This window comes from Amycolatopsis sp. GA6-003 (assembly GCF_046267895.1).
GTDB lineage: Bacteria > Actinomycetota > Actinomycetes > Mycobacteriales > Pseudonocardiaceae > Amycolatopsis.
This window is the reverse complement of the sequence record NZ_CP176499.1, coordinates 1,599,940-1,617,487: the sequence shown is the minus strand read 5'-3', so window position 1 is coordinate 1,617,487 and position 17,548 is coordinate 1,599,940. Positions and strand designations below refer to the sequence as shown.

Here is a 17,548-nt window from a genome sequence, read left to right as displayed (position 1 = left end):
CTCATCAGACGTTCTTTGCCGCGTAGGAGAAAAATGCCTTGAGCGTGTCGCCGTAGAACTCGTTCATCCACTTTCGTTGTTCCGGAGTCCAGGCGCGTTCGAGCCGGGTGACGAGAGAGGCGAACCCCGAACCGCGTTTGTCGTGGAAGGCGCCGTCGACAAGGTGTAGCACGGCCGGGGTACCGCCGCGACGAGCTCTCCCGACCAGCTGGATGGCTCCCACGATCATCTCGGCAGTCACCGCGAGCTTGACGCGTTCTGGTTGAGCTTGGAAGTACGGGAGGCAATGGACGATCTTGTCGAGGAAGAAGCCCGCCGCGCTGCGGCGGTCTTCCATCAGCTTGACCGGGGTTGTCGAAGGCCCCGGATGGTCGGCGAGCGCGGCTGCTTGGATGTGCGCGACCAGCTCGGCAGGCTCGTCGATCACGGGCACGGGCCGCACGATCAGCCAGACTGAGCCGAGGGCCGACCGCGACCCGGCTCCGATGATGTTGACACCGCGTTCGACGCGAGCGAGGGGCGCGATCAAGATGTCCGCGTCGGCCAGACTCGGGAACTTCTCCAAGCGATCGGCGTGCAGCTCCTGCCAGAGCCGGCCGTTGGCCGGTTCGCTGCGGGGCGGGATGGCCAGGCAGACTCTCGGAGGGTGAACCCCGGCCTCCGCCAGTCCTTCGGCGACTTCGCGTGCTGCCGCGTAGGACGTAGTCGCGAGCAGCACCCGGCACCGGTCCGGATCCTCTTCGGCGAGCCGGTCGAACTCGGCACTGAGATAACTGGGCCAGAGCCCAGAGGCGATCTGCTTCACGGCGGCGGACCTCGCGGGCCCCTCTACTCCGGAAATCCGCACCGGTGTCCGGCCGGGACCGGGCACGATCGCCGCGTGGACGCTGACGCGTGCGGCGGAATGGTCCCGCACCCACCATTTCGGCTTCGTGTGGAGATGGTGACGCGGGGCTCGAGGGAAGTACGACGTCGCTGACAGACCCAGGACGATCCGGCGGGTGCCCGCATGCGCGAGTGCGGTGACATCGCCGAGCGTGACGACATAGGTGTGCGGGTCGCCGCCGAACGCGGCGGTCGAGAGTTTGGCGGGCTGCGCGCCCGTGTCGTCGAAGTATTCCGTGAAAGCGAAAACGAGACGGCCCAGAGGGCCGGTCGGAGTCGCTCGCCACCGACCGTAGGTGCCCAGCGCGTCCGCGACGGCTTGCGCCGATTCGATCCCGGCGTCGACGAGCTGCGAGTTGTTCGACATCAGGCGGTGCAAGAACAGGCGGAGGCGTTCAAGCATGGTGCGGCGGACAACCCAGTCGGCGAACTCGCGCTGGTCGGCCGCGGACAAGTGCGGCACCAGCGCGGTGGCGGCGCTCCGCGCGTCGGCGATCGCGGCTCCTGCGGTTCCGCTGCCTATCAGACGATCGAACTGGCGTCGGGCCGCTTTGAAGTTCTCCGGCGCGTCGTCGGTGGGTTCAAGCTCACCCGGGAACAATGTCGCGAACGCGGCCCGGTGCTCATCGGTGAGGTTCACAGTGTCGGTTGCGAAGAGCTTTTCCATGAGCCAGCTGTCGTGCCTACGGGGCACTATCCACGCGCGTCCCGGCCCGTACTTGCGGTTGCCCTTGCGGGGCCGGGCGGGCCCGAGCCGCTGGTAAGTCAGGTGGCTGACATAGTTTTCCGACAGATACCGCAGCCCGAAGAACGCGTCGCGCACGTTCGCATCGACTTCTTCGTGAAGCGCTCCGTGCGCGCCCGCGAAGTCAGTATCGAGCCGCCTCAGCGGCGTGGCGACCTGCCTCGCTTCGTCCAAGACCAAGCCCCGGCCGGAGTGTTCGATGGCTTGTTGCTGGAACTCGTCCACCTCGTCGATCACCACGATCTGGCATCGGCGCAGCAGCAGTTCCTCCACGCTCAGCCGGTCGTTGGCGCCGTACCCGTCGTCCACGGGCGTTTGGAGGACTCCGAGCAACAGGTTGGCGTGCGACGTCACTATGATATCTGCGGTGCAGGCCGCTCGGGAGGCGCTGAAACGCCCACAACCCGCGCGCCACGGGCAGGCGTACGTCTTGGTGGTCGCATTGGGGCGCGGGTCATGAAGGGAAGCACAAGGTTCCCTGCCCGGCACCCATGAATCGACCGCCTCTGAACTCGTCGCTACAGCGGCGAGCGCGCATCCGTAGCCGAATCGGTCCCATACCCAGTCGTGGTCGGGCCCGTCGGAATCCAGATGCGCAGTGACTGTCTCGGCTACGTCAATACGGGAACGTGGCGAAGTCAGGGCGACTACTTCGCCCGTCTTCCCGACGGCAGCGGCAGCGGCCTCGATCTGGTGCGCGGCCTTGACTACGTCGGAATTGGTTGGAAGCACGAACGCGGCCGTGTATCCCGCACTGATGGCCCAGCAGGCGAAGACCTCGATGAGCACCACTGACTTCCCGAAGCCGGTATAGGCAAGCAGTTCGTTGAGCGACCCTTCAGTGAGCTCGATTTCGGAAACTGTGCTGGACTCGGACTCGGAGTGAACTGATCGTTCAAATCGCTCAACGATCTCGGCGCGGTGGCTGCCCTCGACGTGCGTGCTGCGATCCAGGTCTTCGGCCAGCTTTCTCAGTTCTGCGAACGGCACGGTGATCCGGTCGGCGGCAGGTGCGTCGACGACGACCGGCATCGGCCGTCCTCGGTCCTGGTGATGTGCTTGCAGGTCGAAACGGAAACTGGTGTATCTGTCCCGGGAATTCGAGCCGGGCACGCGCACCGTGGATGTGTAGTGGCCAGGCGGTGCTGGGCGGAGGCTGCGAGGCCGCGCTGCGAAGATCTTGTCGAGCTCGCCCAGAGCATGGTCGACGAATGCCGTCAAAGGCATGCCTGGATCGAGAAGGACGATGTCGCCGTCGCCGCGTCGGCAACCGCTGATGTCGCCGCTGGCGAGCATGCGGTCGAGCGATTCTCCTGCCCGGTGCGCGTTGGCGTAGTCATTGGTGCGTCGCTTGAGCAGCCTGGCGATGCGGAGCCGGTCGGCTTCGTCGAGATCGTCCCAGCCGGCCCAGGAGGTGATGTGGCCGTCGAGCAGATACAGGATGTCGGCGCGGGCGGCTGCCGGTGCGCCGTCGCCGGTTTCGTGGGGAAACAGAAGAGCGGCGAGCCCTACCGCGGCCTTGAACACGTGCGGGCCCGCTCGAACCTGTCCCGGATTTCCTCGCTCAGTCACGGGTTTGTCCTCCTGCGGAGGTTGAGGATCCTGGTCCGGAATCTCGTCTCGGTCGTGACTCGCACGCCGTGCGGGACGGCGTTCTCCAGAGCGCTCAACTGGTGTTCGTGGGTGACGGGAAGAACGACTTCCGCGGTGGGACGGGTCGTCGTGAGGTGGTCGACGAGCCGCCCGATCGATTGATATTCCTTGAGATCCGCCTTGTACTCGTGTCTGCCGACTTTGACGTGCAGGTCGTAACTGTCGGCTCCGGGCCACAGCTGTACTTCGACCCCTGGTTTGTCGAGTGCCCGGTACAGACGCAGTTCTGCTGCCCCGGGTACCACCACGAAGCGCCAGATCCCGGCATTGACGCATCGGGCGCCAGCTGCGAGCGCAGCCTTCGGCGTCGCGATGCGGGGTCCGGCGTCGACGCGATCGAGCGCAGGTCTGGCGCTGGCCGGCCTCCGCCTGATTCGGTAAGACGCGGAATGAGGCCGGTACCGGCACCGCACGAGGTCGCCGGTGACAGCCATCGGCCATCGGCACACGGGGCAGGGAAACCACCACGCCTGGCTGTTTTGATCCCGGTGCAGCTGGTCTTCCGGAATTTCTTCGTATCCGTAAGGAGCCAGTCTCGCTCCTTCCTTGCTCAGCTGTTCCCGCAGCGTGTCGAACTGCCCGGCCGGGTGTTCGATGAGAAACTTCCGGGAAGCCACGTAGTCTTCCTGCCGTCCGGTCGCGATCATCGCCGTATAAGCTTCCTGTCGGATCTGGTCGGCCCGCATCCTCGTCCAAGTCGGCAGCCACGCGGCCCGCCCGATCGCTTCTCCGAGCGGTGCCGAGTACTCACAGGCCAGGTCGTAGACGGCTGCGGTGAGCTGGCCGTTCTCCAGCAAAATCATCTCGGCTGCTTCAGTTTCAGGGCAGTCCTTGAGACAGGGAAGCTCGCCGAGGGGTCGGTGCAGCGCCTCGGCGAGCTCAGCCGGAGTCACCGGGCCCTTGCCGGGTCCGTGCGCGGCCATCACCACGCCGGTCATCCTTGCCGCTTCGCGCATCGCACCGGGCTGTTCGTGCCGCTTCGACCATGCATAGGCCGCACGCACCGTGGCAGCGACGACCGCGCGCCAGGGTGGCATGGGGCCGAACTGGTGGTCGTCGGTGGCGCCGTTCATGCGGGGCCCTTGCGCGCTGACGGACACCAACGAACGAAACCGCAGTCCCCGCATGCACTTCCGGGGCGGGCGTGCAGATCGGACCCGTCGAACATCGGCGTCGCGAGTTTTGCCAGCTCGGCGCGGGCAGCTGCGAGAACGACCGGGGAGGTCGCGTCGAGTTCGGTCAGCACCGGACCGCGGCCGGTCAATTCCTCCAGCTCAACGCGCAGCCGCACCCCGGCATCGGAGAGGACCCCGGCTGCGGAGAGACATACGGCCAAGGCCAGTTGCGGGTGCTTTCCGAAGAGGTCGCCCTGGTGCGGCGATCGGGAGGTCTTCGTCTCGCGGAGTGTCCAGCCCATGCCGTCGTGGTAGAGCAGGTCGACTTTCGCCACGATCAGCGCGTCGGCCTCCGGGTCGGAAACCGCCACGATCTGCTCGCTGTGCACGTCGGCGTCAGACGGCAGGCCGGCCATCGGACACACCACAGCGTGATCGCCGATCATCTGGATAGCCAGGCGGGCTTGGAAACCGTCTGTGCCTGCCCATTCCGCTGCCCACTGGCCGGGAGAGTCGGGGACCTCCCCGGACCGGCATTTCCGGCGGGGGACTCGCTCGTGCTGTGTCTCGAACCATTTGTGCACGTCTCGTCCACGCCGGACCTCGTCGCTGTCCTCCGCGGCTTGGTCTCGGGGGAAGCGCAGTCTGTTGAACAGGGTACGCGCAGGACATTTCGCGTGTTCCCTGCCATCGGTCACAGACCATTGCCGAGGGGTGCGTCCCGGCGTTGCCGAGACTCCCAGAATCCCGGGCACAACCGGTACGGCGGAGCAGGCGCCGAGAAGCGAGCACTTGGTGCAATCGGAGCCGGGGCGGTAGACCTCGCCCGCAGCGAGCGCGGCTACCTCGTTGGCTGCCCCTGTTCTGTAGAGATGCAGCGCTTCTTCCCTGGAACCGTCGAAGAGGATATGAAAACCTCCGTCTTCACAGCTGATCTCCACGATCCTGATCCGGATTGGAGCGGTGAAACGCGATAGGGCGTATGGCCTCTGGGCGTCCCACCGGTTGCTGAGGACCTCGCTTGCGCCCGCGAGGACGCCGGCAGCGAAGGCGATCTCCGGGTCGGGGGCTTCGCCTTCGGCCTCCGACCGCTCGCGGGCCTCCGATCGCTTGCAGACCTTCGGGCGGAGGATGCGCAGTTCCCGGATCCCGGCGCCTTCGTATCGCCGTCCGGTCACAGTCTCCTCGTAGACCGAACCGTCAGCTGATCGGCGCTGCCGCGCCCACTCACGGGACACGGGAACCAGCACGTCGGCTTCCGCGCTCGATATGGCTGCTAACGACGCCATTGCCGAGAGCGCTTGATCCACTGCGTGCGCAGCCCAGCGAGCGAGTTCCGGTGAGGGCTCGGCTCGTCGCTTCCACCTCTGCATCGCGTCGGCGAGCGGAAGCCGGTCGAATTCGACGAGATCGAGGACAGCCTTCACCGACGACATCGCCGACGGGCTGGCCGCGGCACGCGCTGCCCCTTTGGAGATGCGCACCGGACATCTGTGCTCGATCGCATGGACTTCCCAGGAATGAATTCGAACCAATGTTCGAGTATTGCCGGGTGTCTGCTTTTCAGTCGAACTCGTCATTGCTCGTCCTCCCCTGGGCCGGATCCGGAGGGTGCCTCGTCGATTCCGGAGCCAGTCCGCACGCTATCGTGAGTCGCCCGCAGATCGCCAGCATTGCTTTCGAGCCGGAAGCCGGGGAGGAAACCGGATGGTCGAGGATCCCTCTTTCCACGGCTTGTTCATCGGTCTCGACCGCTACTGCGACCCTGCATTCGGCGAGCTGCGCTTCGCTCGCCGGGATGCGGAGGTGCTGCATGCGCTGTTCCGCGACACCTTCGGTGACGACAGTGCAACGTTAGTTACCGACGCCGAGGCGACGAAGGCCAGAATGTGGACAGAAATGGGACGGTTGGCGCGCGAGTCGTCGGACTCGGATGTCGTGCTCATTTCCTTCTCCGGGCACGGCACTCCGACGCGCGAGCTCGCCACTCACGATGCGGACGGGGAACGCCTTGCCGAGACCGCGGTGTCGCTCGCGGAGTTCGCCCGGCTGGTCGACCGCATCCCGGCCCGCTTGCTGATCGTGGTGCTCGACTGCTGCTTCTCCGGCGGCGCGTGGAGCGAGCGCCTCACCGAGACGACGGCAGTCGGACACCAGCCCAAGTCGCTCCGGCTGCCTCCGGACGAGTGGGTCGCGCGGACTTCGGGGACGCCGGAGCGGGTGAATCTCGTACGCGGGCGCGGAAAGGTCATCCTGGCTGCGTCCAACGCGGATGAGCGGGCGTATGAGAAAGCGGAATTCGGGCACGGCGTGCTGACGTATCACTTCATCGAAGCTTTGCTGGGGCGACGCGGGACCGCCGACGGCGAAGGAGTGTCGGTTCTCAAACTGGTCGACCGCGTGCTGCAGGGCGTGGTGTCGCATCGGAACGGTGTCCTCGGCGTCCGGCAGAACGCCGGGTTCGAAGGGTCGATCGGCGACGCGCACCTGCCGGTCTTCACCCCAGGCGCGCGGTACGAGGCACTCGGGGGTGTAGCGCCGCGGCGTGCAGCACCGGCTCTGTCGTCGCTCGAGCAGCACGGGATTTCTGCCCCATTCATCGAACTGTGGCGGGAACGGATCGGCGTGCTGAACGAAGTACAGCTGGCCGCCGTGAACGCCGCCGGGGTCCTTCGCGGTGAATCGGCATTGGTGAGCGCGCCAACCGGAAGCGGCAAGACGCTTGTCGGCGAGATGGCCGCGGTAGCTGCCAAGCACGCCGGGAAGCGGACAGTTTTCCTTCTGCCGACCCGGGCGTTGGTCAACGAGCAGTATGACCGTTTCCGGGCGCAGTACGGATCGCGGGGGATCGCAGTGATCCGGGCTACCGGAGACCTGCGCGACCATCTCCCGCAGTTCGTTCGAGGCAAGTATGACTTCGCCGTGCTGACATACGAGAAGTTCACCGGCCTGGTCGCGGCCGATCCGGGGCTTCTGTCCCGTGTCGGGCTTGTGGTCGTCGACGAGATTCACGCGCTTTTCGATCCGAATAGAGGGCCCGGGCTGGAAGCCTTCTTCACGCGGCTGCTGGGCGGCCGAAGCGGTAGCGCGATGCCGCAGCTGATTGGATTGTCCGCCGTGCTCGGCGACCCGGAGGGCCTGGCCGACTGGCTGGGCGTGACGCCGGTGGTGAGCACCTACCGCGCGACACCGCTCGTAGAGGGAGTGCTCGGGCTGGATGGCCGGCTGCGAGGGCGTCGGGTCGCTGCCGGCGTGGTGTCGGAGGTGGAAGAACCGGGATGGCTGGACATGCCGGCATCCGAATCCCGGGAGGAGTTGCTCATCAACGTCGTATCCGCTCTGGTGGCCGCGAGGCGTCAAGTCATTGTCTTCCGCGGCACTCGGGACAGCGTGCGATCGACAGCGGCGCGGTTGGCGCAGGCTGCGCCCTCGCTTCCCGCGGATGAAGAAATCGCCGTACTGCCGCGCGGTGATGCCGGGATTCTGCACGACCAGCTTGTGCGGTGTTTGGCCACCGGTGTGGCATTTCACTTCGCGGATCTGTCCGACGAGCAGCGCCGGGTCATCGAAACGTCGTTCCGTCGGCGGGACAGCGCCATCCGAGTGGTCGTCGCTACCACTACACTGGCGCAAGGCCTGAACCTGCCCGCCGACGTTGTCCTGATCAACGAGCTGAAGCATCCGACGGATGCCCCCTATTCCGTGGCTGAGTACAAGAACATGGCAGGCCGAGCGGGGCGGACCGGTCACGGCGCAGGCGAAGGGCGAGCGGTCATCCTGACCGAGGGCGGTGCGGACTCCGAGGAGAAACTTCGGAGGTACGTGCGTGCTTCCCCCGAGCCAGGCAGATCCGTCCTCCTCGACTCCCGGATCGACCTCGCGACGCTCGTGGTCGCCGCGATCGCAGCAGGGGCGGCAGACCACGGCCGGGCCGACGAGCACACGGTTGAGGACTTTCTTCGCCGTACTCTTGCCTACCGGCAGGGGCGGATGACGGGTCGCGCGGAGGTGTTCGCACAGGCTCGGGTGCATCAGGTGATTGCCCATCTCGTCGATTGCGGTTTCGTCGAGCGGAGTGCGGACGCGCTCGTGCTCAGGCGCCTCGGCGAGATCGTCGTCCGGAGCGGGATCTCTACGGCGTCGGTGACCGCTGTCGCCGACGCGCTTCGGTTGGTGCCCGCCGACGAGGTCAAGGCGCCAGCGTTGTTGTGCGCGGCGCAGCTCACCGAAGAGCTTCAGGACGTGCGGTTCGCGGTCTCGTCTCGCGGCAGGCCGGCAGCGGTTGACGATATGCGTGATTGGCTGGAAGGGGCCGGTGCGCCGCCAGCGATAGTTCAGCGACTTTTCTGCCTTCCGGCCGAGCGGGCTCAAGCGGCCGCCAGGCGCGCGATCGCGTCCGTCTTGTGGATTCGGGGCAGTGGTTTGCCTGACATCGAACGAGCACTCCAGGCGACGTTGCCGTGGCAGAGGCGAAATGATCCAGGCCCGGTTGTCCAGGCGATGCGCCGGGCGACCGGGGTGATGGGCGCGGTCATTGACATCGCGGAGTGTGTCGTGCCCGGTGCGAGGCTTGGCGACCTTCCCGAGGTCCTGCCAGCCCAAATCGAGATCGGCGTGATCGCCGGCCAGGTGCCGATCGCGAGGTGGGCCGAGTCCGAGCTGCCGCGGGATGTGTTCCTTATGATGCGCAAAGCTGGGTTGACCTCGGTCGCAGCTGTTTTGGCAGCCGACGAGCACGAGGGTGTCAAGTGCCTGGGCGGGGACTCCGCGCTGTGGCGCATCGTGCGCGCAGCGGCTGTCGCGGCCGAGGCGGAAGCGGCTGCGCCGGGGCTCTTCGACGTCGTGTCGCCGACCGAGGAAGCTAACTGAGGCGCAACCGCGCTGGCTGGGCTCGAAGCCGTTCGGGTGTTGACGATGCGGGCTTTCCAGGCCCTGTGGCAATGGATTCGAAAGAAAATCCTGGGGAACCCAAGGTGTCACGCTCGCCCGTGACGTTGCGGAAACACCTGCCGCGGTGATTTCGTTCCGTTGTGACGGGAAATTCCTCTGTGGAGGGCCTTCCGCTGCTGAAGAGATAGCCGGGCGTGGTGGCCCGCGTGTCCGGAGACGTCGGCCAGCGTTAAAATAGAAAGATCGGTTCAAGCGAACCGCACGTGACGATTGTGTCAGGCGAACGTTGGTGGATTAGTTGCCTTCGCCGGTGCGCTTCTGCTCTCCGACGGGAGCCGAGGGACTTTGGACGGTACGCGCCTGCCCGACTGGGCGGAGCCAACATGCCCAAGGCCGCGCAGGCTCGATTCTGCTTGACCGCAGCAGTGTCGTAGGACGCCTGTTGTGTTCTGGATCAGATCAACTGTCCGGCGAACGCGGTTCGTTTGGCACCTCTGCCTGGCGCTTGGGTGATTGTTCGGCGGCACAACGGGTAACCGGAGGTTTCCCGACACCCGAGGAGGCAGCATGGCCGCACCCACCAGGACCGACCTGGTCACCGTGATCACCGACGACCATCGCGACGTGGAGCGGGTGTTCGCCGAACTCGAGAGCGAACCCGAGGCGGGCAACCGGAAAGACGTGGTCGACCACGTGATCGCCGAGCTGGTCCGGCATTCGGTCGCCGAGGAGCAGCTCATGTACCCGGCGGCGCGCAAGTACCTCGACGACGGCGACGAGATCGCCGACCACGAGATCGAGGAGCACGCCGAGGCCGAGAAGGTGATGAAGCAGCTCGAGCGCAAGAAGCCCGGCGAACCGGAGTTCGAGGAGCTGCTCGGCAAGCTGATCGCCGACGTGCGGCACCACATCAAGGACGAGGAGAACGGCCTGCTGCCGCGGCTGCGCGACGCGTGTACCGCCGAGGAGCTGGACAAGCTGGGCGAACGGGTGCTCGCGGCGAAGAAGGCCGCGCCGACCCGGCCGCATCCGCACGCGCCGAGCACCCCGCCGGCGAACCTGGTCCTCGCTCCGGGCGCGGCGATCGTCGACAAGATCCGCGACGCGCTGGCCGGGCGGAAGAGCTGACTGGACGGAAGAGCTGAACGATGACTGACGACGTGTTCGTGCTCGGGCTCGACGAGGAGAACGAGCGCATCCTGAAGAGACTCCCGTCGGCGGCCGGGCTGCGGTTCCGCCCGCTGCTCAGCCCCGACGAGCTGCAGCACGGCGAGATCGACTTCCCGGACCTGATGAAGAAGGCCCGCCAGCAGCTGGACGACTTCGACGGCGAGCCCGCCGCGATCGTGAGCTACTGGGACTTCCCGGCCGCCACGATGGCCCCGCTGCTGTGCGAGGAGCACGGCCTGCCGCACGTGCCGCTGCCGGCGGTGCTCAAGTGCGAGCACAAGTACTGGAGCAGGCTCGAACAGCGGAAGGTGATCGACGAGCTGCCCGGGTTCGGCATCGTCGACCTGGACGGGGACCCGCAGCCGCCGCCGGGGGTGGACTTCCCGATGTGGCTGAAGCCGGTCAAGGGATTCTCGTCGGAACTGGCGTTTCACGTGCGGGACGAACAGGGCTTCCGAGAAGCCGTGAAGGAACTGCGGGAGGGCGTCGGACGGGTCGGGGACGCGTTCGAGGACGTGCTGCGCCAGGTCGAGCTGCCGCGCGAGATCGCCGAGGTCGGCGGTGCCGCGTGCCTGGCCGAAACCGAGCTGCGCGGGGTGCAGGCGGCGGTCGAGGGGTACGTCTGGAAGGGCGAACCGCACCTGTACGCCGCGCTGGATTCGGTCGATTTCCCCGGCCGGTCCTCGTTTTTGCGGCACCAGTACCCGTCGCAGCTGCCGGACGAGACGGTCGGGCGGATGTTCGACGTCGCCGAGCGCGTGATGCGCCAGGTCGGCTTCGAGAACGGCACGTTCAGCATCGAGTTCTTCTGCGACCCGCGGTCCGGGCAGGTGTGCCTGCTGGAGATCAACCCGAGGCACTCGCAGTCGCACGCGGAGCTGTTCGAGCTGGTCGACGGCGTGGCCAACCACGAGATCATGGTCCGGCTCGGGCTCGGCCGGGAACCGGACTTCCCGCGCGGCCGCGGGAAGTACCGCATCGCCGGCCGCTGCTACCTGCGCCGCTTCGACGGCGACGCGGTGGTGACGCGGATTCCGACCGAGGCCGAGATCGCCGAGCTGTGCCGGGAACTCGGCGGCACGACGATCTCGATCACGCCGGAGGAAGGCCAGCGGCTGTCGGACCTTCCGGAGCAGGACAGCTACTCGTTCGAGCTGGCGGAGCTGGTCATCGGGGCGGACAGCCAGGACGAACTCGAGGCCAAGTACGAGAAGTGCCAGGAACGGCTGCGGTTTGAGTTCGAGGACTGACTAGGAGGGACAGACAGTGGAGGGCGACGTCGAGACGCGGTACGAGAACCAGCTGTGGAAGAACCGCGTGGAGGGGCACCAGCGCGCGGCGAACACGGCGAAGTCCCGTGAGGAAGCGGTGAAAACGGGACGGCATATGGCGAAGGCTCGACGGTCTGTCCACATTGTCCGCACGGAGGACGGAAAGGTGGCGAGCCGCGACGACTACCGGACGAGTCGTCGCGGCGTGCCGCTGCCGTTGGAATGACGCCGGGTGTTCGGCGGCGGGCTGGAGAACCCCGGCCACGAACAGCGGGCCGGACGTGGCGGTGCGCAAAGGCAGCGAGACCGAGGCGATCGGGTTGCCGGAGCGGGAAAACACCGTCGTGCTCGACGAGCGCCGCCCGCGCTACCGGCGGAGGATGCGTTCGATGTGGTTGCGCGCCTGGCGTCCCTCGGGGATCTGCTGCATCAGCCAGTTGTGGAACATCCCGGGATACTCCGCGTAGTCGACGTCGATCCCGGCGTCGCGGGCGCGGTCGGCGAAGCGGCGGGCGTCCGGGAGAAGGACGTCGCGGGTGCCGATGAACAGGCTGAACGGGCCCAGCCCGGTCAGGTCCGCGTACAGCGGGCTGATCCGCGGGTCGTGCGGATCGGTGCCCTCGGCGTACATCTTGCCCGCCTCGCGCAGGCCGGTGATGCCGAGCATCGGGTCGTGTTCGTCCAGTACGACCGAAATCGGGTCTTCGAGCGTCACGTCGAGCCACGGCGAGATCAGGATCGTCTGTTTCGGCTGCGGACGGCCCTCGTCGCGGAGCCGCTGCGCGACCGACAACGCGAGGGCGGCGCCGGCGGAATCCCCGGACAGGACGGTGTTTTCCGCTGGTTCTGAACCAAGCGTTTGCTCGAACGCGGCGTGCACCATGGGAATCGTCTCGACGTTGCTGTGCCGCGGGACGAGCGGGTAGATCGGCAGCGTGACCGTGCAGCCGAGCCGGCGCACCAGGTCGGCGGCGAATTCCCAGTGGTGCGATTCGATTTCCTCGACGTACCCGCCGCCGTGCAGGTGGAAGACGTGCAGCCCGGCGTTCGCCCGCGGCCGCACGGTCCAGCACGGGAAGCCGTGCACCTCGCGGTGTTCCAGGTCGAACTGCTTGCGCAGCTTCCGCGGCGGCCGGGCTTGCGCCGGCCGCTGGTGGCGGTGCAGGCGCTGGTGGAGCACGCGGGCGTCGTCGTAGAAGGCCTTCTGCCGCGTCGCGCGCAGGTACGCTTGATACAGCTGGGCTTTCATGCTGATCATGTGCGACGGGTACCCGTTCCGGTCGCGCGGGCAACACCCGTTTCGGACTCGCCGGTCCGGGTACCCGGCAGGCATGATCACGCGCGCTCTTCCCTCGCTGCCGTACGAGATCATCGAGGACGAGGACGTCCGGATCCCGGTTTCGGACGGCACCCGGCTGGCGGCGCGGATCTGGCGGCCCGCCGGATCGGAATCGCTGCCCGTGCCGGGGATCGTCGAGTACATCCCGTACCGCAAGCGAGACCTGACCTCCGTCCGCGACTCGATCCACCATCCTTATCTCGCCGGGCACGGCTACGCCTGCGTGCGCGTCGACCTGCGCGGCTCCGGCGAGTCGGAGGGCGTGCTCGCGGACGAATACCTGGAACAGGAACAACAAGACGCCGAGGACGTGCTGGCCTGGCTCGCCGACCGGCCGTGGTGCGACGGGCGCACCGGCATGATGGGCATTTCCTGGGGCGCGTTCGCCGCGCTGCAGGTGGCCGCGCGCAAGCCGCCGAGCCTCGGCGCGATCGTCATCTCGTCGTTCACCGACGACCGGTTCGCCGACGACATGCACTACATGGGCGGCTGCCTGCTGTCGGACAACATCGCCGAGTCCGGGACGATGTTCGGCGAGGCGACGATGCCGCCCGATCCGGCGCTGGTGGGGGACCGCTGGCGGGACATGTGGCGGGAACGGCTGGAAAACTGCAGTCTGTGGGCCGAACAGTGGCTGCGGCACCAGCGCCGGGACAGCTACTGGCGGCACGCCTCGGTGTCCGAGGACTACTCCGGGGTGCAGTGCCCGGTGCTCGCCTCCAGCGGCTGGGCCGACGGGTACTCCAACGCGGTCACCCGGCTGCTGGCGAATCTCGACGTGCCGTGCCGGGGGCTGATCGGGCCGTGGTCGCACAAGTACCCGCACCTCGGCGAGCCCGGTCCCGCGATCGGCTACCTGCAGGAGGTCGTGCGCTGGTGGGACCACTGGCTCAAGGGCGCCGACAACGGCGCGATGGACGGCCCGGTCCTGCGCACGTGGATGCAGGAAAGCGTGCCGCCGTCGACGTCCTACGAGGACCGTCCCGGCCGCTGGGTCGGGGAGGCGGAATGGCCTTCGCCGCACGTCCGGCCGACCGAGTACCCCTTGGCGCGGCACCGGCTCGCCCGGCCCGGCGAATCGGTCGAAGAGGAGTCGCTGAGCGTCTCGTCGCCGTTGTCGGTCGGGCAGTTCGCCGGGAAATGGGCGTCGTACAGCGCGCCGCCGGACCTGCCGTACGACCAGCGCGAGGAGGACGGCGGGTCGCTCGTGTTCGAGACGGACGTGCTCACCGAGCGTTGCGAAATCCTCGGCGCGCCGGTGGTGCGGCTGCGGGTTTCGGCGGACCAGCCGGTGGCGATGGTGGCCGCGCGGCTTTCGGACGTCGCGCCGGACGGCCGGGCGACCCGGGTCACTTACGGCCTGCTGAACCTCACCCACCGGGACGGCCACGAGGAGCCGAAACCGCTTGCGCCGGGCGAAGAGTGCACTGTGGACTTCGAGCTGAACGGCGTGGCGCAAGCTTTTCCGGCCGGGCACCGGATCCGGCTCGCACTGTCCACTTCGTACTGGCCGCTCGCGTGGCCGCCGCCGAAGCCGGTCACTCTCGCCGTGCGGACCGGCGCCAGCGCGCTGACCCTGCCGGTGCGGCCGATCGGCGAACCGGACGAGGTCGAGCCGGACGAGTTCGGCGAGCCGGAAGGGACGCCGCCGCTGCCGACCACGCAGGTGAGCCGGCCGGAGCAGAAGTGGACGGTGTCGCGGGACCTGGTGGAGTACCACTCGGCACTGGACATCGTGAAGAACTCCGGCACGATCCGCTACGACGACATCGACCTGGAAATCACCCGCGACGTGCACGAGCGCTACACGTGGGTGGCGGACGATTTCTGTTCCCCCGCCGCGGAAACCGCGTGGACGGTGACGTTCGAGCGGGACGACTGGCTGGTGCGGACGGAGACGTACACGCGGGTCACCTGCACGCCGGAGGAGTTCGTGATCGACGCTCGGCTCGACGGCTACGAGGGGGACCGGCGGCTGGTGTCGCGGAATTGGCATCGCCGGGTGCCGCGCGACCTCCTGTGACGGGCTATTCGACGAGCTGTTCGGACACCGCCCGGTCGCCGAGCGCGATGGTTTCCTTCACCGTCCCGTCGGAGACCTTGCGCAGCGCCGCGGCGGCTGTCTTGAACAGCGGCTGCTTCGACGCCGGATCCCAGTCCGTGATGGTCAGCTCGTTGGCCGCCCGGACCCCGTCCGCGCCGGTCGGGTCGGCGGTGTCCCAATAGCCGTAATGGAACGGCAGGAACAGCACCCCGTCGCGGATGCCGCAGGGACGCGCCTTGGCGAGGACGCGTCCGCGCGGGGTGCGGATCTCGAGCAGGTCGCCCTCGGTGATCCCGGCGCGTTCGGCGTCCCGGCCGGACAGTTCGGCCCAGACCTCCGGCGCGGCGGTTTCCAGCTGGGGCGCGCGGCCGGTCTTGGTCCGGGTGTGGAAGTGGTACAGGGTTCGCCCGGTGATCAACGCGAACGGGTAGCCGGCGCTGGGCGGTTCCTTCGGCGCGAGGTATTCGGCGGGTTTGAGCATGGCTTTGCCGTGCGGGTTGTAGTCCCGGTATTCCTCCGGCTCGACCGGTTCGCCGGTCTGCAGATCCTTGCCGTATTCCTCGCAGTAGTCCGGGTCTGCGAAGAACTTTCCGTCGGCGTAAAGCCGTTCGGTGCCGTCCGGATGGGCTTCGTCGACCGGCCATTGTACTCCGCTGACCACGCGGAGCTTCTCATAGGACAGTCCACTGTAGTCACAGGGGCGTCCGGCGGAAGCCTTTTGCCAAGCCGCGAAGGCGGATTCGGCGTCGTGCCACGGCGGGAAGGCAGCGCCGTCGCGGTCGCGTAACTCCATTCGGCGCGCGTAGTCGAGAAAGATGTCGAGATCCGGCCGCGCTTGCCCGGGCGGGTCGACTGCTTTCTCGGACAGGTGCACGGTGCGGTCGGCATTCGTGAAGGTGCCGGTTTTCTCGCCCCACATCGCCGCGGGCAGCACCACGTCGGCGAATTCCGTGGTTTCCGTGCGGAACGCGTCCTGCACGACGAGGAAAAGGCTGTCTTGGCCGAGAATCCTGCGCACCCGGGCGAGTTCCGGCAGAGACACCGCCGGGTTGGTCGCGGAAATCCACCAGAACCGCAGGTCGCCGCTTTCGGCGAGGTCGAGCATCTTCATCAGGTGGGTCGGCGGGCCGTCGTGCGGGATCTGCTCCATCGGCACGTTCCACAGCTCGGCCAGTTCGGCCACGTGCGCGTCGTTGTTCCAGTTCCGGAACCCGGTGAGATCGCCGTCGGCGCCGCATTCGCGGGTGTTCTCGGCGGTCGGCTGGCCGTTCATCTGCAGCACGCCGCAGCCCGGTTTGCCCAGCATCCCGCGCAGCAGCACGAGATTGTTGACCTGCACCGCGGCGGCCGTCGCCTGGTGCGATTGGTAAAACCCTTGCAGCACCGTGCACAGCAGCCGGTCGGTGGTGCCGACCAGCCTTCCGGCGGCCCGGATCTCGTCCGCCGAGACCCCGCAGAGCGCCGCGGCGCGCTCCGGCGGGTAGTCCCGGACGACCTTGACGAGATCGTCGTATCCCACGGTGTGCTGGTCGATCCAGGCGTCGTCGCACCAGCCGTGATGGATGACCTCGTGCAGGATCCCGTTCATCAGCGCGACATTCGTGCCGGGCAGCGGGGCCAGATGCAGCTCCGCGGCTTCCGCGACCGGGGTTTTGCGAGGATCGACGCAGAGCAGCCGTGGCGGTTGCGGTCCGGCGAGCCGGTCGAGGATGCGGGACCACAGCACGGGTTGCGTCGCGGCGACGTTGTGCCCGAACAGCGCGATGACGTCGGCGTGGTCGACGTCGGTGTACGACGACGGCTGGCCGTCGCAGCCGAAGCTTTCCTTCAGCGCTTCGCCCGCGGTCGCGGTGCACAATCGCGTGTTGCCGTCGAGGTGGTTCGTCCCCAGCGCGCCGCGGGCGATCGCCGCCAGCGTGTAGTACTCCTCCGCGAAAAGCTGTCCGCTGGTGTAGAAGCCGAGCGAGCTGGGGCCTTCGGCGTCGAGCAACTCGCGGCTGCGTTGGACGATCCGGTCCATCGCTTCGTCCCAAGTGGACTCGCGGAGCACCCCGTGGTCGCGGACGAGCGGGGTGCGCAGCCGGTCCGGCGCGTTGTTCGCCTGCCAGCCGAAGAGGTCCTTCGGGTCGAGCCGCCCGCGGTTGACGCGGTCGTCGGCCCGGCCGCGGACGCCGGCGATGCGGCCGTCCTTCACCGCGATGTCGAGTCCGTCGCCGTTCGAATGCAGGACCGCGGCGGTGCGGACCCAGCGGTCGACCTCGCCGACCTCCAGACCGTCGGCGAGGTGGCAGTCCACGCGGACCGGCCAGTCCTCGCCCGGGCCGTACGGCGTGCGCGTGCCCCATGGTTCGGCGATCCCGTCCCGCACCCTGCCTCCCTTTTCCCGGCCGACCCGCCGGGGTACCCGCGCAGGCGGCGGCCAAACTCCGGGTTTCG

The 17,548-nt window shown here is 67.6% G+C and carries 10 protein-coding genes; 5 read left to right on the top strand and 5 right to left on the bottom strand.

Features of this window, described 5'->3' with window-relative positions:
- Positions 1–4 precede the first annotated feature (4 nt).
- The 3 genes from F9C12_RS06695 to F9C12_RS06685 are packed head-to-tail and all read right to left on the bottom strand — an operon-like array spanning position 5 to position 5,978.
- Positions 5–3,202: a hypothetical protein gene (locus F9C12_RS06695; RefSeq protein WP_409465197.1), complete on the bottom strand. Its 3,198-nt coding sequence runs from the start codon at positions 3,200–3,202 to the stop codon at positions 5–7.
- Positions 3,199–4,356, bottom strand: coding sequence for a hypothetical protein (locus tag F9C12_RS06690; RefSeq protein ID WP_409465196.1), 1,158 nt, complete (start codon positions 4,354–4,356; stop codon positions 3,199–3,201). Before F9C12_RS06690 ends, F9C12_RS06695 begins: the two co-directional genes overlap by 4 nt.
- Entirely contained in the window at positions 4,353–5,978 is a 1,626-nt protein-coding gene (locus F9C12_RS06685; protein WP_409465195.1) for a PD-(D/E)XK nuclease family protein, read from the bottom strand. Before F9C12_RS06685 ends, F9C12_RS06690 begins: the two co-directional genes overlap by 4 nt.
- A 127-nt stretch (positions 5,979–6,105) precedes the next feature.
- On the opposite strand from F9C12_RS06685, the gene F9C12_RS06680 reads away from it, so the two are divergent.
- The 4 genes from F9C12_RS06680 to F9C12_RS06665 all read left to right on the top strand — a co-directional run bounded on the left by F9C12_RS06680 (position 6,106) and on the right by F9C12_RS06665 (position 11,955).
- Positions 6,106–9,267: a DEAD/DEAH box helicase gene (locus F9C12_RS06680; RefSeq protein ID WP_409465194.1), complete on the top strand. Its 3,162-nt coding sequence runs from the start codon at positions 6,106–6,108 to the stop codon at positions 9,265–9,267.
- A 588-nt stretch (positions 9,268–9,855) separates the two neighbouring features.
- A complete protein-coding gene (locus F9C12_RS06675; RefSeq protein ID WP_409465193.1) occupies positions 9,856–10,416 on the top strand; it encodes a hemerythrin domain-containing protein in 561 nt (186 codons plus the stop codon).
- Positions 10,417–10,436: 20 nt separating this feature from the next.
- On the top strand, positions 10,437–11,708 hold the full coding sequence (locus tag F9C12_RS06670) for an acetyl-CoA carboxylase biotin carboxylase subunit family protein (protein ID WP_409465192.1): 1,272 nt from the start codon (positions 10,437–10,439) through the stop codon (positions 11,706–11,708).
- Between the two features lie 16 nt (positions 11,709–11,724).
- Complete coding sequence (locus F9C12_RS06665; protein WP_409181102.1) at positions 11,725–11,955, top strand: DUF2188 domain-containing protein; 231 nt, start codon at positions 11,725–11,727, stop codon at positions 11,953–11,955.
- A gap of 141 nt (positions 11,956–12,096) precedes the next feature.
- Here F9C12_RS06665 and F9C12_RS06660 read toward each other — a convergent pair whose 3' ends face one another.
- Positions 12,097–12,987: an alpha/beta hydrolase gene (locus F9C12_RS06660; RefSeq protein ID WP_409465191.1), complete on the bottom strand. Its 891-nt coding sequence runs from the start codon at positions 12,985–12,987 to the stop codon at positions 12,097–12,099.
- A gap of 73 nt (positions 12,988–13,060) precedes the next feature.
- Between F9C12_RS06660 and F9C12_RS06655 the strand changes: the two genes are divergently transcribed.
- On the top strand, positions 13,061–15,091 hold the full coding sequence (locus F9C12_RS06655) for a CocE/NonD family hydrolase (RefSeq protein ID WP_409465190.1): 2,031 nt from the start codon (positions 13,061–13,063) through the stop codon (positions 15,089–15,091).
- 4 nt (positions 15,092–15,095) lie between these two features.
- On the opposite strand, the gene F9C12_RS06650 is transcribed toward F9C12_RS06655, so the two are convergent.
- The gene (locus F9C12_RS06650; RefSeq protein ID WP_409465189.1) at positions 15,096–17,480 is read right to left on the bottom strand and encodes a molybdopterin oxidoreductase family protein; all 2,385 of its coding nucleotides are present in this window, start codon (positions 17,478–17,480) and stop codon (positions 15,096–15,098) included.
- Between the last annotated feature and the right edge of the window lie 68 nt (positions 17,481–17,548).